This is a genomic window from Aeromonas intestinalis, assembly GCF_054052485.1.
Map to the genome: position 1 here is coordinate 339,058 of NZ_JBSTYK010000003.1, position 20,570 is coordinate 359,627.

Here is a 20,570-nt window from a genome sequence, read left to right on the forward strand (position 1 = left end):
CTTTTCCTCTTAAGCGCGATACTGCTTGATCAATTCAATAAAGTGGTCAAAGAGACCGGCACAATCGTGGGGGCCCGGGCTCGCCTCCGGGTGACCCTGGAAGCTGAAGGCTGGACGGTCGGTGCGGTGGATGCCTTGCAGGGAGCCGTCGAACAGGGAGACGTGGGTCGCGCGCAGGCAATCCGGCAGGCTCTCCTCGTCCACCGCAAAACCATGGTTCTGGGCGGTGATCATGACGGTGTTGTCATCGAGGCTCTTCACCGGGTGGTTGGCACCGTGATGACCGAACTTCATCTTCAGGGTCTTGGCGCCGGAGGCCAGCCCCAGCAACTGGTGACCGAGGCAGATGCCGAACACCGGGGTGTTGGTATTGAGAAACGCCTTGATGGCCTCGATGGCGTAGTCGCACGGCTCGGGGTCACCGGGGCCGTTGGAGAGGAAGATGCCATCGGGGTTGAGCGCCAGCACCTCGGCGGCCGGGGTCTTGGCCGGCACCACGGTCAGACGGCAGCCACGATCCACCAGCATGCGCAGGATGTTGCGCTTGACGCCAAAGTCATAGGCCACCACGTGGTACTTGAGCTCATCGGCAGCCGGGATGACATGGCCCTTGCCAAGTTCCCAGCTCCCTTCAGTCCAGCTGTAGGACTCGCTGACGGTCACTTCTTTTGCCAGATCCATCCCCTTCAAACCGGGGAAGGCGCGGGCCTGTTCGAGTGCATACGCCTCATCCACCTGCTTGCCCGCCAGGATGCAACCGGCCTGGGCGCCTTTCTCGCGCAGGATGCGGGTCAGTTTGCGGGTGTCGATGTCGGCGATGCCAACGATGTTTTGAGACTTGAGGTAATCGGAGAGGGATTGCTGATTGCGGAAATTGGAGGCAAGTATCGGAAGGTCCCGGATGATCAATCCTTGTGCGTGGATTTGACTGGACTCTTCATCTTCGCTGTTGGTGCCGGTGTTGCCTATATGGGGGTAAGTGAGGGTGACTATCTGACGGGAGTAAGAGGGATCGGTGAGGATTTCCTGATAGCCCGTCATCGACGTATTGAAAACCACTTCACCAACGGAACATCCCTCGGCGCCTATCGACACGCCTTTGAACACAGTTCCATCTTCCAGCACTAGCAATGCAGTGTGATTCAAGACAACCTCCAGTTATTTAGCTTTAAATTCAGCAATTTACCTGGGTGTTGCGGGTCTTTACGCTGTTTGAAACAGGGCTCTGACCCGGCAGATTTCTGGCAAATTGGGCGCATTCTACTTAAAAACGATCGCATTTCAACGTCTTTTCTCACCTGAAATGCATCTAAATTCAATAAAAAAGCAATATTACCCATTATCTATGCACTAACCCGCTTTGCAACCCCCTCCCCCAAAAGAAAATCAAAAAGCTGACGCAAAAGGCAGGAAGAAAGCCACCACTCATACACAAATTGATATTTATTTCATTAATTACATATGGTTATGATTTTACAAAAAAACAAACATGAGCCAATCAATGCCATTTTCTGATAAAAAACTTTCAACCAACAAAGGAAAACGTTTTTATGTGATTGAATTTTTAGTCTCTTTGATGACGGTTAAGAAAATGGGGCAAGCGGGATCATTGAGGCTCATTCCCGTTACCCTTTGATGACATTTTCGCAATGCAGAGCGGGGGGAATTCGGGGAGGTGTTGATTTTATGGCAGTTCAGACAAAAAATGATGACTAAGCCTTGTTTAGGCAACTAATGTAAAAAACCCCGGCGTACCGGGGTTTCTCTTCTGACGGATGGCAAGTCTGGACAGCCTTATTTCAGATTGAGGACATCCTGCATGTCGTAGAGACCGGCGCCCTGATCTTTCAGCCACTTGCCTGCCCGCACGGCACCATTGGCGAAGGTCAAGCGGCTGGACGCCTTGTGGCTGATCTCCACCCGCTCGCCGATGTCGGCAAACATGACGGTGTGCTCCCCCACCAGATCGCCGGCACGTATGGTGGCAAAGCCGATGGTGTTGCGATCCCGCTCACCGGTGATCCCCTCGCGACCGTAGACGGCGCACTCTTTCAAGTCACGTCCGAGCGTCCTGGCCACTACCTCCCCCATGGAGAGCGCGGTGCCTGACGGCGCATCCACCTTGTGTCTGTGGTGCCCCTCGATGATCTCGATGTCGGTGTAATCCCCCATCACCTTGGCGGCCTGCTCCAGCAGCTTGAACACCAGGTTGACCCCCACCGAGTAGTTGGAGGCGAAGACGATGCCTATCTGGCTGGCGGCCTGGTGCAAGGCAGCCTTGCCCGCCTCATCAAAACCGGTGGTGCCGATAACCATCTGTTTGCCGTGGGCCTTGGCGAATGCCAGGTTGGCCAGGGTCACCTCGGGACGGGTGAAGTCGATGATGAGATCGAACTCATCACGTACCTTGTCCAGGCTGTCGCTGATCAGCACTCCCAGTTTGCCAAGGCCGTTCAACTCGCCGGCATCCAGACCTATCACGGCAGAGCCCGGTCGCTCCAGCGCCGCTCCGACCACCACGCCCTCGGCATTGGTAATGGCCTCCAGCAGCACCTTGCCCATACGACCATTACAGCCCATCACGGCCACACGGATCGGATTGTCCATCTCCACCCTCTCATCTGTTTTTATGGAAAGATGACCGTTTTACCAGCCTGCGTCCGCTTTGAAAAGCTCGCCGTGGACGCCAGTCAGCGCCCGACATAAAAACAACAAACAAAACAAATCACCGAATTTTAAGTGGAATTAATCATCCATTCGAAATCACAAGATAGAAAATATTATCCATCTGGACGTCTATCTTGACCCCGCCTCCCGCTCCCACTACTGTAGGCCCCCCATAGCGGCAGGATGCCCACCCTGTGCCCGACATGCTTCGGACTCACGCAGGCCGCGACAGGAGGTCATTGTTCAAGTTTCGAGGAACACATGATCCAGACCCAACCCAGTGCCAGGGCCTTGCTGCCCCTGCTGGTCTTTCTTGCTCTCTTCATCGGTACCGGCACCTGGCTGACCCTGCAGGGGGTCGAGTTTGCCTTCTATCAGCTGCCCGCCCCCGTCGCCGCCCTGCCCGCCGTCATGCTGGCGCTGATGCTGGGCCGGGAGGGATTCAACAAAAACCTCGAGACCTTCTTCAAGGGGGTCGGTGACAGCAACATCATGGCCATGTGCCTCATCTATCTGCTGGCGGGCGCCTTCGCCACCGTGGCCAAGGCCACCGGCGGAGTCGATGCCACGGTCGCGCTCGGCCTCTCCCTCATCCCGGGCTGGTGTCTGCTGCCGGGCCTCTTCCTTATCTCTGCCTTTATTGCCACTGCCATGGGCACCTCCATGGGCACCATAGGCGCCGTGGCGCCGGTGGCCCTCGGCGTGGCCCATGCCACCGGCATCAGCCCCGTGCTGATGGCAGGCACCATACTCTCCGGCGCCATGTTTGGGGACAACCTCTCCATCATCTCCGACACCACCATAGCCGCGACCCGCAGCCAGGGCTGCGAGATGAAGGACAAGTTCCGCGAGAACGTCAAGATTGCCGCCCCCGCCGCCGTGCTGGTGATCCTGCTCTATCTGCTGCTGGGTTCCACCGGGGATGTCCCCGCCTCCGCCGCCAGCGCCGACCTGCTCAAGGTGATGCCCTATCTGCTGATCCTGGGGCTGGCACTGGCCGGGGTGAATGTGTTCGTGGTGCTGGGGATCGGCATCCTGGCCGCCGGCGGCGTGGGTCTGGTAGGGGGTTACCCCATCGGCCAGTTCAGCAAGGACATCTATCAGGGCTTCACCAGCATGCAGGAGATCTTCCTGCTCTCCATGCTCATCGGCGGCCTCGGCGCCCTGATGGAGCGCCAGGGGGGCCTTGCCTGGATCAGCGCCCGCATCGCCGCCCTCATCGCCCGCTTCACCCGGGCCCATGAGGGGGAGCAGAACGAGAAGGCGGCCGAGCTTGGCATCGCCGGGGTGGTAGGTCTCACCAACCTGTGCACCGCCAACAACACGGTCGCCATCATCGTCGCCAGCAAGGTGGCACGGGATCTGGCCGAGCAGCACGGGGTCACCCCGCGCCGCGCCGCCTCCATGCTGGATATCTTCTCCTGCGTGGTGCAGGGGCTGATCCCCTGGGGTGCCCAGGCCCTGCTGCTCGGCTCCATCTTCGCGCTGTCGCCACTCGCGGTCGTGAGCATGAGCTTCTACCCGATGGCCCTGGCGCTGGCGGCCATCGTTGCAGTGTTTATCAAGCATCAGACGAGCAGCGCCGCCGGCAACCGCCAGGTCGCCTAAGCCCCCTCCGCGTGAAGGGCCAGACCTTTGGTCTGCGCCCTTCACCAATCCTGACGCGGGGTCGGGCCGCTTTTCATCCCTCCATGCCCTTGTTATGGTAATCCCGCCCTTCTGCCCACCCTCTTCATCCTTAAGGAGCCCCCATGCCGGATCGTCAGCCTGAACACCCCGATGCACGTCACTCCCTGCGCCAGCTCATCCGCCAGCGCAGAAAGAACCTGAGTCAGGACGAGCAGCAGGCGGCGGCAGAGCAACTGGTGGTCCGCTTCAAGGAGCACCCCGAGATCCTGGCAGCCAGGCGTATCGCTCTCTACCTGGCCAACGACGGGGAGCTCAATCCCCTGCCCGCCATTCACTGGCTCTGGGCCCAACAAAAAGAGGTCTACCTGCCGGTACTGCACCCCTTCACTCCGGGGCATCTACTGTTCCAGCGCTACACCGCCACCAGCCCCATGATCCGCAACCGCTTCGGCATCCCCGAGCCCGAGCTCGACATGTCGCAGGTGGTGCCCCACAGCATGCTGGACATCATCTGCACCCCCTTGGTGGCCTTCGATGCCACAGGCAACCGGCTCGGCATGGGAGGGGGGTATTACGATCGCACCCTCGCCAGCTGGCATGAACACAGGCTTGGCCCCCTGCCGCTCGGCCTCGCCCACGACTGCCAGCAGGTAGACAGCGTGCCGCAGGAGCAGTGGGACGTGCCCCTGCCGCAGATCCTCACCCCGGCCCGCCTATGGCACTTCTCCCAATCCCATCCAGCCTGACAGTCAAGTACGCTGCCAACGGATTGAATGACGACATGTTTGACTGCCACCTGGCCTCATGACCAATAAACAGGCAAACGATTTACATCTTGGGGCTTTTTGGGCCAAAACATGCGCCCTGCGGTCGCTCTCGAGGGATTGCTTGGATATAATGCCGCCGCTTTTTCCATAAGGATCCATCATGACTCAAGATGAAATGAAGAAGGCGGCCGGTTGGGCTGCGCTCAAGTACGTGGTTCCCGGCACCATCGTCGGGGTCGGCACCGGCTCTACCGTCAATCACTTCATCGACGCACTGGCGACCATGAAGGATGAGATCAAGGGCGCGGTCTCCAGCTCCGTCGCCTCCACCGAGCGCCTCAAGGGCTTCGGTATCCCCGTGTTTGATCTCAACGAGATCGATGCCCTCTCCGTCTACGTGGATGGCGCCGACGAGATCAACGCCAGCCGCGACATGATCAAGGGCGGTGGCGCCGCTCTGACCCGCGAGAAGATCGTCGCCGCCGTGGCCGACAAGTTCATCTGCATCATCGACAACACCAAGACGGTCCCGGTGCTCGGCACCTTCCCGCTGCCGGTGGAAGTGATCCCCATGGCCCGCGAATACGTGGCCCGCGAGATCAAGAAGCTCGGTGGCAACCCGGTGTGGCGTGAAGGGGTGGTGACCGACAACGGCAACCACATCCTCGACGTCAAGGGCATGGCCATCACCGATGCCAAGGGGCTGGAAGTGCAGCTCAACGCCATCGTGGGCGTGGTCACCAATGGTCTGTTCGCCCACCGTGGTGCAGACGTCGTGCTGATCGGCACTCCCGATGGGGTCGTTACCCAATAAGGCATCTGCCATGGTCGGCGTGGTCACCAACCAAGCCGCCCTGCCAGCGGTGAGCGGCCCGTCCAAGGCCCCTCTGCCGCAGAAACAGCAACGGCGCCTCCTCGGGCGCCGTTGCTGTTTCTGGCTCGACAAACGACATAGTCTCAGCTACAACTATCGTTGAAAACTTCAAAGAATTTGACTTTCGTCACAAATATTCCCTCTCCTCGCTGTTTTTGCTAATTTACGGTTTTCTTCACATCGCGTACCTGCACCGTTTTTCGCACACATATATAAAACAGAGGGATCGTCATGACAGCCAAGTATTCGCTGGACAAGGATAAAATCAAGGTGTTGCTGCTGGAGGGAGTCCATCCCAACACGGTGGAGACCTTCCGGGCTGCCGGTTATAGCAACGTGGAGTACCTCAAGACCTCGCTGTCGGAAGAGGATCTGATCGAGCGCATTCGCGACGTGCATTTCGTGGGCCTGCGCTCACGCACCCAGCTCACCGAGAAGGTGCTGGACGCCGCCAACAAGCTGGTGGCCATCGGCTGCTTCTGCATCGGTACCAACCAGGTCGCCCTCGACGCCGCCCATGTCCGCGGCATTCCGGTGTTCAACGCCCCCTTCTCCAATACCCGCTCCGTCGCCGAGCTGGTGCTGGGGGAGATCCTGCTGCTGCTGCGCGGCATTCCCGAGAAGAATGCCAAGTGCCATCGCGGCGTCTGGGAGAAGCTCGCCAACCGCTCCGTCGAAGCCCGTGGCAAGAAGCTCGGCATCATCGGCTACGGCCACATCGGCACCCAGCTTGGCATCATCGCCGAGATGATCGGCATGAAGGTCTACTACTACGACATCGAGAACAAGCTCTCCCTCGGCAACGCCATCCAGGTGCCGAACCTGGTGGAACTGCTCAACATGTCTGACGTCATCAGCCTGCACGTGCCGGAAACCGCCTCCACCAAGGATCTCATCGGTGCCGAGCAGCTGCGCATGATGAAACCGGGCGCCGTCTTCATCAACGCCTCCCGCGGGACCGTCGTGGACATCGAGGCCCTGGCGGAAGCCATCAAGAGCGGCCACCTCAGTGGCGCCGCCATCGACGTCTTCCCCGTCGAGCCCAAGTCCAACGACGAGGAGTTCCTGACGCCGCTGCGCGGTCTGGACAACGTCATCCTGACCCCCCACATCGGCGGCTCCACCCAAGAGGCGCAGGAGAACATCGGGCTGGAAGTGGCGAACAAGCTGGTGAAATACTCCGACAACGGATCCACCCTCTCCGCCGTCAACTTCCCGGAGGTCTCCCTGCCCGGCCACAAGGGCTCCAGCCGCCTGCTGCACATCCACCGCAACCAGCCCGGCGTCATGAACCAGATCAACCAGATCTTCGCCGACGAAGGGATCAACATCGCCGGTCAATACCTGCAGACCAGCAGCGAGATTGGCTATGTGGTGATCGACGTGGAGACGGAGCACAGCGAGAAGGCACTGACCAAGCTCAAGGAGATCGGCGGCACCATCCGTGCCCGGATCCTGCACTGATGCCTTGCTCTCTTTCCCAAAGCAAAAAAGCCCGTCTGATGACGGGCTTTTTTTATGCCGCAGGGCCTAATCCCTGTTAGCTCCCTTCTCCCCTCGCGGGAGAAGGGTTGGGGATGAGGGGAAAAAGGGACGCCCCTCACCCTGCTCTATTCCTGGCGTGAGAGGTGAAAACGTAATAGAAAATCGGGCCTTAACTACCACCAGCCGAGCAGGTTGCGGCCAATCAGCGCGCCCCAGACCAGGGCGTTGAGGGCCAGCGCGATAAAAACGGCGGCGGAGCCGAGATCCTTGGCGCGGCCGGAGAGCTCGTGATGCTCGGAGCCGACGCGGTCCACCACCGCTTCGATGGCGGAGTTGAGCACCTCGACGATCACCACCAGCCAGCTGATGACGATGAGCAGCAGCACCTGATTGAGGGAGTCCCCGAGCCAGCAGGCCAGCGGCATCAACAGCAGCACCAGCACCAGCTCCTGACGGAAGGCGGCCTCGTTGATCCAGGCTGATTTGAGCCCCTTCATGCTGTAACCGGTTGCGTTGATGATACGGGTTAACCCGGTCGCGCCTGGCTTTGCCACGATAACTACCTCATTGAAATGGCTTTTGGGCTCACATCCTAGCAGAGGCGCGATGGTTTCCATCAGGGGGTTTTTGCTTTATTTTATCCCTCTGCCTTTTCGGCACTGCATTTATCAGGGCCTGCCCATGGCGGTCCACACCACCTATTCGAGAATTGAGTCGTATGTCCATTCACACCGATGAATTGCGCACCCGCCGCCTGGAGTCCCTGATCACTCCGAGCGAGCTGGCGCACGCCTTCCCCATCAACGACCAGATCGCCCAGAACCTGCTGGACGCCCGCCGGGAGGTGGAAGCCATTCTCGCCGGTGAGGATCAGCGCCTGCTGGTCATCGTCGGCCCCTGCTCCATCCACGATCCCGTCGCCGCCCACGAATATGCCCAGCGCCTCAACGCCTTGCGCGAGCAATACAAGCAGAGCCTGTGCATCGTCATGCGCACCTACTTCGAGAAGCCGCGCACCATCGTCGGCTGGAAGGGGCTCATCAACGATCCGCGCCTGGATGGCAGCTTCGACGTCAACGAGGGGCTGAAACTCGCTCGCAAACTGCTGGTGGACATCAACGCCCTCGGCATGCCCACCGCCACCGAGTTCCTCGACATGGTGACCGGCCAGTACATCAGCGATCTCATCACCTGGGGCGCCATCGGCGCGCGCACCACAGAATCTCAGGTTCACCGCGAGATGGCCTCCGCCCTCTCCTGTCCGGTCGGCTTCAAGAACGGCACCGACGGCAACACCCGCATCGCCATCGATGCGGTGCGCGCCGCCCGCCACAGCCACATCTTCTACTCCCCGGACAAGGACGGCAAGATGACCATCTACCGCACCGCCGGCAACCCCTTCGGTCACGTGATCCTGCGCGGCGGCCATCGGCCGAACTACGACACCGCCAGTGTCGATGAGGCGTGCGAGGCGCTGGCCGACGTGGGCCTGCCCGAGCGGCTGGTGGTGGATTTCAGCCACGGCAACAGCATGAAGGATCACCGCCGCCAACTGCTGGTGGCCCAGGACATCTGCGATCAACTGCGCCGCGGCCGTACCGGCATCGCCGGCATCATGGCCGAGAGCTTCCTGGTGGAAGGGCGTCAGGACGTGGAGAACGGCTGCGCCGCCACCTTCGGCCAGAGCATCACCGATGCCTGCCTGTCGTGGAACGATACCGAGACCCTGCTGGCCATGCTGGCCGAGGCCGCCCAGGTACGGCTGGACAAGCAAGCGGGCTAACTCGCCGAAACACGCCATGCAAAGGGCCAGACACCGCAGGTGTCTGGCCCTTTCGTCTTGTGGCGAGTGATCAACAGGAGCGCTCATTCGGCCGACGTAACGGCGCCCTTTTCCCGCTTATTTAAAGAAAGGGGATAAGGGGCGAGGTGTTTACAGGCTCGGTCTGAACCAGACCCGGCCATCTGCCTCGATGCGATCCGTCTTTATCTGGAACACCCGTGCCAGCAGTGCCTCATCGATAATATCGACGCCCCCCTCGGCCACCAGCGCCCCCTGCTGCAGGCAGAGGATCCGATCCGCCCAGTCGATGGCCAGGTTGATGTCATGAATGGCGATCACCACCAGCAGCCCCTGCCGGGAGAGGCGCTGGAGCAGCCGCAACAGGGCCAGCTGGTGATGCAGATCCAGTCCCGCCAGGGGCTCGTCCAGCAACAGCACCCTGCCTGCCGGGTTGAGCCCGGGCCAGATCTGCAGCAGGGTACGGGCGATCAGCACTCGCTGTTGCTCACCGCCGGAGAGGCGGCTGAAATCCCGCGCCAGCAGGGCATCGAGTTCGAGTTCGCGGCACAGGGCGAGCACCGCCTGGTTGCGGGCATCGGGCTCGGTCGCCTCATCCAGCCCCAGGCTCAGCACCTGAAACACCGGAATATGAAACAGCTGGGGTTGACGCTGTGGCAGCATGGCGCGCTGCCTGGCCAGCTCCGGCCAGCTCATGTCCAAGATGGACTGTCCCTCGAGCAGCACATTCCCCTGCGAAGGCAGGAGCCCGGCCAGGGCGCCGAGCAGGGTCGACTTGCCGCTGCCATTGGGGCCGAGCAGGGCCACCAGTTGCCCCCCCTGCCACGCCAGCTCCAGCGGGGCCAGCCGCGCGGGAATGGCCACGGCGCGGGCCGCCAGCACGGGTGAGGACGCAGCAAAAGCGTTAACGGGCGACATCGGCATCTTGCCTCAACAGCAGGTAGATAAAGAGCGGCGCCCCCACCGAGGCGGTGATGACCCCGATGGGCAGCTCGCCGGCATCGAGGGCGGAGCGGGCGATGAGATCGGCCCCGAGCAGCAGGGCCCCGCCACCGAGGGCCGAGGCTGGCAGCAGAAAGCGCTGATCGCTGCCGCCACACAGCCGCAGCAGATGGGGCACCACCAGGCCGACGAAACCGATGACCCCGCACAGGGCCACCGCGAGGCCGGTGAGCAGGCAGACCGCCAGCACCAGTTGCACCCGCACCCTGTCCACGTCCAGCCCCATCAGGCGAGCCTGGGTCTCCCCCAGCAACAACTGTTGCAAGGCCCGCCCCTGCAGGCAGAGCCAGCCGAGGGTCAGCGGCAGCACCAGCCACCACCAGCCGAGCTGCTGGCTGCCATAGGAGAGGCTGCCCATCATCCAGAACATGAATTCCCGCAAGGAGGCGTCATCGGCGAAATACATCAGCCAGGTTATGGCGGCATTGGTGAGGATCCCGATGGCGACCCCGAACAACAGCAAGCGGGTGTGGCCGAGGCGGGCGCGGCGGGCTAGCCGGATCAGCATCATGGTCACCAGCAGGGCGCCACCGAAGGCGGCAAGGGACAAGCCCCAACCCGGCAGATAGACCCCGAGGGAGCGGGCCACCGCCATGGCTGTCATGGCGGCAAGCCCTGCCCCGCTCGAGACGCCGAGCAGGCCGGGCTCCGCCACCGGGTTGTGCAGCATCACCTGCAGCACGGCGCCGCCACAGGCGAGCGCCGCCCCCGCCAGCAGGGCAAGCAGGGCGCGCGGCAGGCGCAAGTCCAGCAGGATGCGCTGCTCCAGCTCGCTCATGGGGTGCCAGGGCAGCAGCACAAACTCCCCCCAGGCGAGGGAGAACACGAACAGCAGCAAGGTGAGCAGCAGCAGGGCAAGCAGCCAATAACGCTGCCAGCGCTGCTGGCGATGGATGAGAGCGAGATACAAGCGGGATCCCCGATGAGAGAGATGCGACCCAAAGCGGGCCGCCAGCAAGGGTGCATGATACCAGCGCCTGACCACCCGAGGTCAAGGGTGGTAAGGCTTGGCCAGGGTCTCTATCTCGCCGCTGGTCACCATCTCCTTGAGGGCCTTCACCAGGGCCGGGGCCAGATCATGATGGGGTGAACGCTTGCTGATCCCGAGGTAAAGCACCACCGGGGACGGCGGCTGATAGTCCGCCTTGAGGAGGGCGCCGGCGTTGCGCTTGCTCAGGGCGTAATCCACCTGGCAGTCGGTACCTATCATCAGCGGCAGGTGGCCGCGTTCCACCATGCGTTGCAACTGGGATTCGGTCGGTACGCCGTGCTTGTCGATCTCGGGGTCGTCATCGAAGGGATCAAAGTAGGCAGAATTGAGGACATAGCCCACCTCGCGCCCACGCAGATCCTCGTACTGCCGGATGCCGGCCACGGCCCCGGTCTTGCCGTAGAAGGCGGGGCGGCACTGATAGTAGGCCGGTTGCAGGTAATCGATGAAGGCCGCCCGCTCAGGGGTGTGGGCCAGCCCTATCATCAGGTCCGTCTGGCCGGTCTGCATCTGCTTGAGGGCGCGCCCCCAGGGCACCCGCTTGAGCGTGAGGCTGACACCGCTGCGGGCCTGCAGCCGGCGCAGGATATCGATATCCAGCCCATAAAAGTGCCCATCCTGCGCCAGCATGCGAAAAGGGGGCCACACATCCGTCGCCACCGTCAGGGTCGGCGCGCCGCTGGCCGCCATGGCCACTGGCGCCATGCAGGCAACCAGCAGACCAAGCACTCCCCAGCTTGTCTTGCCCATCCATCTCAGCCTTCTGTTGTATTCATCCTTGTGCGCTAAAAATACCCTCAAGCCCCACTTATGGAAACCCATGGAGTCGAGATAAAATGCGCTTGATTTCAAAGGAGAACCTAATGAACCCTATCATCACCAGCATAGGCCTGCTCATCTGCAGCAACGTCTTCATGACCTTCGCCTGGTATGCCCATCTCAAGAGCATGAACCACAAGCCCTGGATCATCGCTGCGCTGGTCAGCTGGGGCATCGCCCTGTTTGAGTATCTGTTGCAGGTGCCCGCCAACCGCATCGGCCACACCGTGTTGTCGGTCGGTCAGCTCAAGATCCTGCAGGAGGTGATCACCCTCACCGTGTTCGTTCCCTTCTCCATCTTCTATCTGAAAGAAGACCTGAAATGGGACTACCTCTGGGCCGGCCTCTGCATCCTCGGCGCGGTATTTTTTGTGTTTCGCGAGAAACTCACCGGCATCTGAGCCTGTACACTCAACCACAGTCCCCACCGCATCCCTTTGAGCAAGAGGCCCCCATGGAATTGCGAGACATGTTACAGACGCTGGCCAAGCAGGATGGCTCCGACCTCTATCTCTCCACCGGCGCTCCCCCGTGTGCCAAGTTCAACGGCGCCCTGCGCCCCTTGAGCGAGACCCCCCTCGGGCCCGGGGATGTGGCGAAGATTGCCGACGACATCATGGATGCGGAGCAAAAGCAGCAGTTCGAGAAGGAGCTGGAGATGAACCTCGCCATCTCCCTGCCCCAGGTCGGCCGCTTTCGCATCAACATCTTCAAGCAGCGCAACGAAGTCTCGCTGGTGGCGCGCAACATCAAGACCGAGATCCCCCGCTTCGAGGATCTCAAGCTCCCCCCCGTGCTGCTCGACACCATCATGGAAAAGCGCGGCCTGGTGCTGTTCGTCGGTGGCACGGGCTCGGGCAAGTCGACCTCGCTGGCGGCCCTCATCGACCATCGCAACCGCAACCACAGCGGCCACATCATCACCATCGAGGATCCGGTGGAGTTCGTCCATCGCCACCGCAAGAGCATCATCAACCAGCGGGAGGTGGGCGTGGACACCCGCAGCTTCCACGCCGCCCTGAAGAACACCCTGCGCCAGGCGCCGGATGTCATCCTCATCGGGGAAATTCGTGACCGCGAGACCATGGAACATGCCCTCGCCTTCTCCGAGACCGGGCACCTGGCCATCTCCACCCTGCACGCCAACAACGCCAACCAGGCGCTGGATCGCATCATCAACTTCTTCCCCGAGGAGCGCAGGGCCCAGTTGCTCAACGATCTGGGCAACAACCTGCAGGCGTTCGTCTCCCAGCGGCTGGTGAAGACGCTGGATGGCGGACGGCGGGCGGCGGTGGAGATCATGCTCGGCACCCATACCATTCGGGATCTCATCAAGCGCGGCGAGTTTGCCAGCCTCAAGGAGATCATGGAGAAATCCCGGGCCCTTGGCATGGTCACCTTCGACACCGCCCTGTTCGATCTGGTGGTGGAAGGGGCCATCGATGAAGAGGAGGCGGTGAAGAACGCCGACTCCGCCAACAACCTGCGACTCAAGATCAAGCTGTGGCGGGAGAAGGGGCAGATCCTCGGCAGCGCCGATGCCAGCAGTTGGAGCCTGGAACCCACCAAGGACGGGCAGCAGGATCTCTTGTAGCCCGTGCCGATGGCAGATGAAGAGATCTGCAGAATATAAAAAGGGAACCGACATGGTTCCCTTTTTCGTGTTCAGGCAGTGATAAACAGGGTGACGAGACTGGCCTCGTCAGCTCTTTTGCACCAGGCCTATCTGGCCCGGCTCACACCACTCGAACATCACCTCCTGGTGCTTGCCGCAGCAGCTGCCGCCGCAGACCCGGCTCTCGCGCTTGGCGACACGGCCCTTGCGCATCCAGACCCCGAGCATGGCCTCCACCGCATCTTCCGAGGTGTGGAAGTGACGGGCCAGATCGGCCCGGCTCACCTTCTGCTGGGCAGCCAGGTAATCACCCAACTCTCGCAGGATCATTCGTTGACCTCCTCTCGCCTCACAGGGCCATCACCTTGCGGCCCGCGATGTCGCCGTGACGGCGGCCCAGCCACCAGAGCAGCGCCAGGGAGAGGCCGTAGAAGGCCAGCCACAGCAGGCTCTGCTCTGGATGAACGGCAAAGGTCGCCAGCTGATAGAAGACGGTGGCGCACATGAAGGCCAGGTAGTTGCACCAGGCAGCGGTGAACAGGGCCCACTGACGGCCGGTCTCCCGCACCAGGGCGCCCATGGCGGCGGCGCACGGCATGTAGAGCAACACGAACAGCAGGTAGGCGAAGGCGCCGGCCACCCCGTCGAAGTGGGTCTGCATGTTGCCGTAGGTGGAGGTGTCCACCTCCTGCTCCTCGGCCGCGGCCTGCTGATCCGCCAGATCCCCGACCTTGATCCCCATGGGATCGGTCGGATCGATGCCGGCGAGGTTGGCGGGGATGGTGGCGAGCGCCTCCTGCAGGCTGCCGAGCAGGGAGTATTCACTCTCCTCGTCACCGCCGTCCTTGCCCGCATAGAGGCTGTTGAGGGTGGCCACCACGGCCTCCTTGGCGAAGATGCCGGTGAGGATACCCACCGTCGCCTGCCAGTTCTCTTCCCGCACGCCGATGGGGTGCAGCACAGGGGTCACCGTCTGGCTCAGTTTGCTCAGCACCGAGTTTTCCTGATCCTGGTTGCCGAAGCTGCCGTCGGTACCCAGGGAGTTGAGCACGCTCAGCACCGCCACCATCAGCACGATGGTCTTGCCCGCGCCGAAGATGAAGGCCTTGAGCTTTTGCCAGGTACGCAGGCACACATCCACCGGACGGGGCCACTCGTAGTCCGGCATCTCCATCACCATGGAATCGCTCTTGCCCGGCAGCAGGGTGCTGCGCAGGAAGAGGCCGGTGAGCACCGCCGCCAGGATGCCGATGAGGTAGAGACCGAACACCAGGTTCTGGCCCGATTCCGGGAAGAAGGCCACCGCAAACAGGGCATAGACCGGCAAGCGGGCGCCGCAGGACATGAAGGGCGCCATGGCCGAGGTCATCAGCCGCTCACGCTCGGAGTTGAGGGTGCGGGTCGCCATCACCGCCGGCACCGTGCAGCCAAAGCCCATCAGCATGGGCACGAAGGCCTTGCCAGGCAGGCCGAGACGGCGCATCAGGGCGTCCACCACGAAGGCGGCGCGGGCCAGATAGCCCGAGCTCTCCAGCACGGCGAGGAAGAGGAACAGGCAGCCCACCACGGGGATGAAGGTCGCCACCGTCTGCAGACCGGCGCCGACGCCGTCCGCCAGTACCGCATCCAGCCAGTCGGGAGCGCCGACCAGGCCGAGCAGGTGGTGCACCCCGTCCACGAACAGGGCCGCCCCCATGATGTCGAAGAAGTCGATGAAGGCGCTGCCCACGTTGATGGCGAACATGAACATCAGATACATCACCAGCAGGAAGAAGGGGATGCCCACCCAGCGGTTGAGCAGCGCCTTGTCCAGCCATTCGCTCTGGGCGATGGTGAGCTTGCCCTGCTGCTTGCATGCCTGCTGGCACCAGTGATGGATGTGGCCGTAACGCAGGTCGGCCAGCTGCAGATCGATGTCTTGGGCGCGATGGGCCCGGCTTACCAGATTGTTGACGGCGGCCTGTTGACCGGCCTGCACCGTCTCCTGCATGGCATCGTCCTCTTCCAGCAGGCGCAGGGCGCGGCCGCGGGCGTTGAGGTGATGGGGGGCGAGCAGGGTCTCAAGCTCGGCGATGTCCGCCTCCAGCGGCTGGCCGTAGTCGAGCACCAGGGCCGGAGCAACCTTGCCGACGAAGCCCTGGATCTGTGCCTTGAAGGCCGCCACCTGCTGGCGGTTGTGGGCGGAGAGCGACACCACGGGGCAACCCAGGGCCTCGCTCAGCAGGGATTCGTCTATGGTGACGCGGCGCTTTTGCAGCAGATCCATCTTGTTGAGCACCACCACCATGGGCAGGCCCAGTTCACGCAGTTGCAGGGTGAGGTAGAGAGAGCGCTCCAGATTGGCGGCGTCGATGACGTTGAGCAGCAGATCCGGCTGCTGACCCTCGACGAAGCGGCTGGCGATCTGCTCGTCCAGGCTCGCCTCCTGATTGGCGAGGGCGTAGATGCCGGGCAAGTCCATCAGCTGATAGTCGTGATCCCCTGCGGAGAACTCGCCCATCTTCTTGTCGACGGTGACCCCGCTCCAGTTGCCCACCTGCTGGCGGGCACCGGTCAGGGCGTTGAATAAAGACGTCTTGCCGCTGTTGGGATTGCCGACGGTGACCAGGTTGTAACTCATACCGGTTCCACCTCGATTTGCCGTGCCAGGCTCTTTTGCATGGAGAGACAGATGCCCTGGCACTGGATCTGAAGCGGATCCCCGAGCGGGGCCGCCCGCAGGAAAATGACCTCGGTCTGGGGCAAGAGGCCCATCACCATCAACTTGCGTCGCAACGGGCGCGTCAACTGATTCATGTTCTTGATGCGAGCACTCTGCCCCGGCGACAACTGCGTGAGTACCATGACGGACTCCTGATGATAAACAAGAATAATTCGCTTTTAGTCCGGGAATTATAAGCTGTGCCCCCAAGATTTATTTGCGTAAAATCAAACTCCGTTCAGCTAATCCACAAGAACTGCCATGACCCCAGACAACAACAGCCACCTGGTTTACAGCACGGATGGCGGCATGCTCAAAGAGCAAACCGCCCCCCAAAACGCCTCCCCCTTCCCCACCGACGGGCTCGTTCGCATTCGACGTGAGACCAAGGGACGCAAGGGCGCCGGCGTCATCACCATCCACGGCGTGCCGCAGGATCAGCAGAAGAGCATCGCCACCCTGCTCAAGAAAAAATGCGGCACCGGCGGGGGCCTGAAGGAGGGGATCATCGAGATCCAGGGTGACAAACGGGAACTCATCAAGGCCGAACTGGAGAAGGCGGGTTTCAGCGTCAAGCTGGTTGGCGGCTAGCCCCCGGCTTTTTCATCCTTGTTTCCCTCCTCCTTTTTCCCTAGAATGCCCGCTCCCATCGAGGGGGAGTAGTCTCGCGGCCGGTCGGCTTTTGCCCAGTCCGACCCGCGATCCTGATCAACACACTTGGTGCCAACTCACCATGGTCAGGGTGATCCGGGGAGCGCCGGATTTGACAAGACCTTTGACGGGCCAGTGCCAATACCGGGGACGGATGGCGCAGGCTTGTCTCAGGTATAACAATTCCGTCCCCCGGTTACTTTTTTATGGAAGCCTTGTTGACCTCAACCCTGAGCGTGGCCATCGCCGAAATCGGCGACAAGACCCAGCTCCTGGCGTTGCTGCTTATCTGTCGTTTTCGAAAACCCTGGCCCATCATCGCCGGCATGCTGGTGGCGACCCTGCTCAACCACGCGGGGGCCGCCTGGATTGGGGGCTTCATCAGCCGCTGGCTGGATCCCCATCTCATGACCTGGCTGGTGGCCGCCGCCTTCATCGCCATGGCGATCTGGATCCTGGTGCCGGACAAGATGGACGACGAAGAGAGCTCGCTGGACAAATACGGTCCCTTCATGGCGACCTTCGTGCTCTTCTTCATCGCCGAGATTGGGGACAAGACCCAGATAGCCACCGTGCTGCTGGCCGCCAAGTACGACTCCCTCACCCAGGTGATCGCCGGAACCACCCTCGGCATGATGCTGGCCAACGTGCCCGTGGTGCTGCTCGGCAAGCTCGGTGCCGACAAGCTGCCCCTCAAGGGGATCCGCATCGCCTGCGCCATCCTCTTCGTGGGACTGGGCATCAGCACCCTCATCTTCGTCTGAGACGGGCCGCCATAGGCTGCCGGGGTCAGCGTGAGCACTGACCGATGGCACCAGAGGCCCCACCCTCATCAGCCCCGCACACCGCGGGGCTTTTTGTAGGCATTCCCTGAACCTCGCGCCCCCCTGTCGCAACCCCTCCGACAAGGTCTGCCCCCCATCACGTTGCCGTGCCATAATGCGACAAATACAAGGACAGACAGGCACTTGGGAGCCTTGCCATGCACTTCACCTCAAGACAGACCCTGCTCGACTGGGTCAGGCGTGGCAGCCTGGCCCCCGAGCGACTGCCGGCGGCCCTCGCGCTGCTGGATCTCCCCCCCAGTGCCCAGCGCTGGCAGTGGTTGTTCGACCGGCTGCTGCTCTGGCTCGGCAGCCTCTGCCTCGGCGCCGGGCTGGTGTTCTTCGTCGCCTTCAACTGGCAGGAGCTGGGCCGCCTCTCCCGCCTCGCCCTGCTGGAACTGCCCCTGCTCGCCATGCTGGTGCTGCTGTGGAAGCGACCCATGACGGGGGGCGCGCGCCAGGCCCTGCTGCTGGCCGTCGCCCTCAACATCGGGGCCCTGCTGGCCCTGGTGGGCCAGACCTACCAGAGCGGTGCCGATCCCTGGCAGCTGTTCGCCACCTGGGCCCTGTTGCTCGCCCCCCTGGCGGCGCTCGGCACCAGCCCCCTGCTCTGGACCCTCTGCTGGCTGCTCGGCCAACTGGCCCTGGTGCTCTATTGGCGCCTCGGCCTGTTTGACTTTTTCTTCGCCTTCGACGAGGAGGCCCTCGGCTGGAGCCTCTCCCTGTTCAACCTCGCCCTCTGGGGTGCCCTCATCCCGGCGCCCGCCCGATGGGGGCTGATGCCCTCCTGGCTGGCGGGCCTGGCCGCCGGCCTTGGCATCACCCTGCTGACCCTGCTGGCGCTGTTTGACGCGGCCTCTCCCTGGGTCTGGCCCCTCTGGCTCGGCTGGCTCGCCGCCGCCTACCTGCGCTGGCATGGTCGCTTCATCGCCGGTCTCGCCATGGGGTGCCTGAGCCTCATCGCCGTCATCCTGGCGGCGCTCGGCAAGTGGATGGAGCCCGACATCAACGGCTTCCTGCTGCTCAGCCTCATCGCCATCGGCCTCTCGGTGGCCGCGAGCCGCTGGCTGCAACAACAACGGAGGCGTCATGGCTGATTTCACTGGCTGGCAGTCCCGGCGCGCGCCCCTGGTGGGCACGTCACCGGCCCTCATCACGGAGGCAATCCCATGTCCGAACTGACCCCCTGGCAGCGGCTGCAAGCCGCCCAGCTCGTCGAGGGGGACGCCCCGAGGGATGAGCAACCCCACTGGTCGAGCCGCTTCCTGCTCGGCGTGGTGGGCTGGCTGGCCGCCCTCTTCCTGCTGTTCTTCCTCTTCATGGCGCTGGAATCCTGGATCCAGGAGGCGAACCACGCCCTCGCCACCGGCGCCGTGCTGATGGTAGCGGCCCTCGGTCTCAACCGCAGCGCATCGAGGGGCCCCCAGGCCAGCGATCTGCGGGATCAGTTCGTGCTGGCCCTGGCGCTGGCGGCGGACGCCTGGTTGCTCTACGGCCTGCTGGATCGGCTGGATCTGGACTCGGCCCCCCTCTGGTTCGGGCTCACCCTGCTGGCGCTGGCCATCGCCGCCCTGTTCGAGCACTGGCTGGTGCGGCTGTTCCACAGCTTCGCCGCCGCCATCCTGCTGGCCCTCGGTCTCGCCTGCCTCGGCCTGCAGCTGCTGGCCCTGCCGCTGGTGATGGCCGCCCTCGCCGCCTGCTGGCTGCAGGCCGAGCGCGATCCCAGGCGCCATCAACTCTACGAGTCCCTGACCCTGGGGCTGGCCCTCTCCCTGCTGGTACTGGGCCGCCTGCATCACCCGCTCTGGGAGGGGGGCGCCAGCGTGCTTGACGAGCTCGGCGGCTCCCGCCTTCCCCTCTGGCTCAACCCCCTGCTCTGCGCCGCCCTGCTGCTCGGGGTCATGGTGCGCCTCAAACTACCCCTGCTCTGCGCCCTGCCGCTGGTGCTCATTAGCGCCATCATCCCCGGCATGGGGGCCGGTGCCCTGGTGCTGGTGCTCGGCTTCTACGGCGGGAGCCTCAGCCTCATGACCCTGGCGGGCCTGCTGTTGCTGGGCTTTGGCTCCCTCTATTACTACGATCTGGGGCTCAGCCTGATGACCAAATCCTGGTTGCTGCTGGGCTCGGGGGCCCTGCTGCTCGGCGCTCGCCAGTGGTTGAAACTGCTTGGTGCAAGGAAAACCTCATGAAACCACTGCCACAATCCACCCCACCTCATATCTTGACCACAGGAGGCCCAACATGAAGCGTCTTGCACTGCTGCTGACTGGCCTCGCCATCCTGGTGGGTATCAATGCCACTGTCTGGCGCTTCGAACACGCCATGGCGAGCGGCGACGTGGTGCTGCTGCCCCTGGCGCCGGTCGATCCCCGCTCCCTGATGCAGGGGGATTACATGCGCCTGAACTATGCGCTGGCCCGTGAGATCGCGGGGTTGGGGCAGGACAAGCTCGCCGCCCTCGAGACCCTGGTTGTCCGCCTGGACGAGCATCAGGTGGCTCACTGGGTGGCAGACGGCAAGCCGGACGCACTGGCGGCCGATGAGCGCCTGTTGCAGGTGCGCAGACAAGGCAACCAGTGGCGCATCGGGCCTGACGCCTACTTCTTCGAGGAAGGAACGGGGGAGCAGTTCGAGGCGGCCCGCTACGGGGAGTTCAGGTTGCAAGGTGACGGCTCCACCCTGCTGGTGGGGCTGCGAGACGCGGCCTTCAAGCCCATCGGCCCCAGCCGGGCGCGCTGGTAATC

General features: G+C 62.6%; 22 protein-coding genes. 13 read left to right on the forward strand and 9 right to left on the reverse strand.

Annotation, left to right across the window (positions count from 1 at the left end; translation table 11 throughout):
* Positions 1-9: 9 nt before the first annotated feature.
* Positions 10-1,146 carry a glutamine-hydrolyzing carbamoyl-phosphate synthase small subunit gene (carA, locus tag ACW5W7_RS05805; RefSeq protein ID WP_456501079.1) on the reverse strand — a complete coding sequence of 379 codons (1,137 nt, stop codon included), beginning with the start codon at positions 1,144-1,146 and terminating at the stop codon, positions 10-12.
* 343 nt (positions 1,147-1,489) lie between these two features.
* Here carA and ACW5W7_RS05810 point away from each other — a divergent pair, with 343 nt between their 5' ends.
* Positions 1,490-1,636, forward strand: a complete 147-nt coding sequence (locus ACW5W7_RS05810) for a hypothetical protein (RefSeq protein ID WP_456501080.1) — start codon at positions 1,490-1,492, stop codon at positions 1,634-1,636.
* A 158-nt stretch (positions 1,637-1,794) separates the two neighbouring features.
* Here the strand turns inward: ACW5W7_RS05810 and dapB are convergent, their stop codons facing one another.
* Positions 1,795-2,607, reverse strand: coding sequence for a 4-hydroxy-tetrahydrodipicolinate reductase (gene dapB / locus ACW5W7_RS05815; RefSeq protein ID WP_349918364.1), 813 nt, complete (start codon positions 2,605-2,607; stop codon positions 1,795-1,797).
* 321 nt (positions 2,608-2,928) lie between these two features.
* Here dapB and ACW5W7_RS05820 point away from each other — a divergent pair, with 321 nt between their 5' ends.
* The 4 genes from ACW5W7_RS05820 to serA all read left to right on the forward strand — a co-directional run bounded on the left by ACW5W7_RS05820 (position 2,929) and on the right by serA (position 7,401).
* Positions 2,929-4,275: a Na+/H+ antiporter NhaC family protein gene (locus tag ACW5W7_RS05820; RefSeq protein WP_349918365.1), complete on the forward strand. Its 1,347-nt coding sequence runs from the start codon at positions 2,929-2,931 to the stop codon at positions 4,273-4,275.
* Positions 4,276-4,418: 143 nt separating this feature from the next.
* Positions 4,419-5,042 carry a 5-formyltetrahydrofolate cyclo-ligase gene (locus ACW5W7_RS05825; protein WP_456501081.1) on the forward strand — a complete coding sequence of 208 codons (624 nt, stop codon included), beginning with the start codon at positions 4,419-4,421 and terminating at the stop codon, positions 5,040-5,042.
* Positions 5,043-5,223: 181 nt separating this feature from the next.
* Positions 5,224-5,877, forward strand: coding sequence for a ribose-5-phosphate isomerase RpiA (rpiA, locus tag ACW5W7_RS05830; protein ID WP_434662929.1), 654 nt, complete (start codon positions 5,224-5,226; stop codon positions 5,875-5,877).
* A 291-nt stretch (positions 5,878-6,168) separates the two neighbouring features.
* Positions 6,169-7,401 (forward strand): phosphoglycerate dehydrogenase, encoded by a 1,233-nt coding sequence (serA, locus tag ACW5W7_RS05835; RefSeq protein WP_349918371.1) that lies wholly within the window; start codon positions 6,169-6,171, stop codon positions 7,399-7,401.
* A gap of 194 nt (positions 7,402-7,595) precedes the next feature.
* On the opposite strand, the gene ACW5W7_RS05840 is transcribed toward serA, so the two are convergent.
* On the reverse strand, positions 7,596-7,976 hold the full coding sequence (locus ACW5W7_RS05840; RefSeq protein WP_349918373.1) for a diacylglycerol kinase: 381 nt from the start codon (positions 7,974-7,976) through the stop codon (positions 7,596-7,598).
* Between the two features lie 164 nt (positions 7,977-8,140).
* On the opposite strand from ACW5W7_RS05840, the gene ACW5W7_RS05845 reads away from it, so the two are divergent.
* Positions 8,141-9,205, forward strand: a complete 1,065-nt coding sequence (locus ACW5W7_RS05845) for a 3-deoxy-7-phosphoheptulonate synthase (protein WP_456501082.1) — start codon at positions 8,141-8,143, stop codon at positions 9,203-9,205.
* A 150-nt stretch (positions 9,206-9,355) separates the two neighbouring features.
* On the opposite strand, the gene ACW5W7_RS05850 is transcribed toward ACW5W7_RS05845, so the two are convergent.
* From ACW5W7_RS05850 to ACW5W7_RS05860, 3 genes are all read right to left on the reverse strand, one after another.
* Positions 9,356-10,141 carry an ATP-binding cassette domain-containing protein gene (locus ACW5W7_RS05850; RefSeq protein ID WP_456501083.1) on the reverse strand — a complete coding sequence of 262 codons (786 nt, stop codon included), beginning with the start codon at positions 10,139-10,141 and terminating at the stop codon, positions 9,356-9,358.
* On the reverse strand, positions 10,128-11,135 hold the full coding sequence (gene btuC, locus ACW5W7_RS05855) for a vitamin B12 ABC transporter permease BtuC (protein WP_456501084.1): 1,008 nt from the start codon (positions 11,133-11,135) through the stop codon (positions 10,128-10,130). The genes ACW5W7_RS05850 and btuC overlap by 14 nt, the downstream gene beginning before the upstream one ends.
* An 81-nt stretch (positions 11,136-11,216) precedes the next feature.
* Entirely contained in the window at positions 11,217-11,966 is a 750-nt protein-coding gene (locus ACW5W7_RS05860; RefSeq protein WP_456501085.1) for a substrate-binding periplasmic protein, read from the reverse strand.
* A 113-nt stretch (positions 11,967-12,079) separates the two neighbouring features.
* Here ACW5W7_RS05860 and ACW5W7_RS05865 point away from each other — a divergent pair, with 113 nt between their 5' ends.
* Together ACW5W7_RS05865 and tapW are read left to right on the forward strand one after the other, a co-directional pair.
* On the forward strand, positions 12,080-12,436 hold the full coding sequence (locus tag ACW5W7_RS05865) for a DMT family protein (RefSeq protein ID WP_349918382.1): 357 nt from the start codon (positions 12,080-12,082) through the stop codon (positions 12,434-12,436).
* 53 nt (positions 12,437-12,489) lie between these two features.
* The gene (gene tapW, locus ACW5W7_RS05870) at positions 12,490-13,629 is read left to right on the forward strand and encodes a type IVa pilus ATPase TapW (protein WP_434662944.1); all 1,140 of its coding nucleotides are present in this window, start codon (positions 12,490-12,492) and stop codon (positions 13,627-13,629) included.
* Between the two features lie 108 nt (positions 13,630-13,737).
* Here tapW and ACW5W7_RS05875 read toward each other — a convergent pair whose 3' ends face one another.
* From ACW5W7_RS05875 to ACW5W7_RS05885, 3 genes are read right to left on the reverse strand one after another with little or no spacing between them, the layout of a single operon-like run.
* Positions 13,738-13,980 (reverse strand): FeoC-like transcriptional regulator, encoded by a 243-nt coding sequence (locus ACW5W7_RS05875; RefSeq protein ID WP_456501086.1) that lies wholly within the window; start codon positions 13,978-13,980, stop codon positions 13,738-13,740.
* A 19-nt stretch (positions 13,981-13,999) separates the two neighbouring features.
* Positions 14,000-16,270, reverse strand: coding sequence for a Fe(2+) transporter permease subunit FeoB (feoB, locus tag ACW5W7_RS05880; RefSeq protein ID WP_456501087.1), 2,271 nt, complete (start codon positions 16,268-16,270; stop codon positions 14,000-14,002).
* Positions 16,267-16,494 (reverse strand): FeoA family protein, encoded by a 228-nt coding sequence (locus ACW5W7_RS05885; RefSeq protein WP_349918387.1) that lies wholly within the window; start codon positions 16,492-16,494, stop codon positions 16,267-16,269. The genes feoB and ACW5W7_RS05885 overlap by 4 nt, the downstream gene beginning before the upstream one ends.
* A 118-nt stretch (positions 16,495-16,612) precedes the next feature.
* Here ACW5W7_RS05885 and ACW5W7_RS05890 point away from each other — a divergent pair, with 118 nt between their 5' ends.
* From ACW5W7_RS05890 to ACW5W7_RS05910, 5 genes are all read left to right on the forward strand, one after another.
* The gene (locus tag ACW5W7_RS05890) at positions 16,613-16,942 is read left to right on the forward strand and encodes a stress response translation initiation inhibitor YciH (protein WP_456501088.1); all 330 of its coding nucleotides are present in this window, start codon (positions 16,613-16,615) and stop codon (positions 16,940-16,942) included.
* A gap of 266 nt (positions 16,943-17,208) precedes the next feature.
* A complete protein-coding gene (locus ACW5W7_RS05895; RefSeq protein WP_349918390.1) occupies positions 17,209-17,766 on the forward strand; it encodes a TMEM165/GDT1 family protein in 558 nt (185 codons plus the stop codon).
* Positions 17,767-17,984: 218 nt separating this feature from the next.
* Positions 17,985-18,923 carry a DUF2157 domain-containing protein gene (locus ACW5W7_RS05900; protein ID WP_456501089.1) on the forward strand — a complete coding sequence of 313 codons (939 nt, stop codon included), beginning with the start codon at positions 17,985-17,987 and terminating at the stop codon, positions 18,921-18,923.
* A 72-nt stretch (positions 18,924-18,995) separates the two neighbouring features.
* Positions 18,996-20,015, forward strand: a complete 1,020-nt coding sequence (locus ACW5W7_RS05905; RefSeq protein WP_456501090.1) for a DUF4401 domain-containing protein — start codon at positions 18,996-18,998, stop codon at positions 20,013-20,015.
* Between the two features lie 52 nt (positions 20,016-20,067).
* The gene (locus tag ACW5W7_RS05910) at positions 20,068-20,568 is read left to right on the forward strand and encodes a GDYXXLXY domain-containing protein (RefSeq protein ID WP_349918395.1); all 501 of its coding nucleotides are present in this window, start codon (positions 20,068-20,070) and stop codon (positions 20,566-20,568) included.
* The last annotated feature ends 2 nt before the right edge of the window (positions 20,569-20,570 follow it).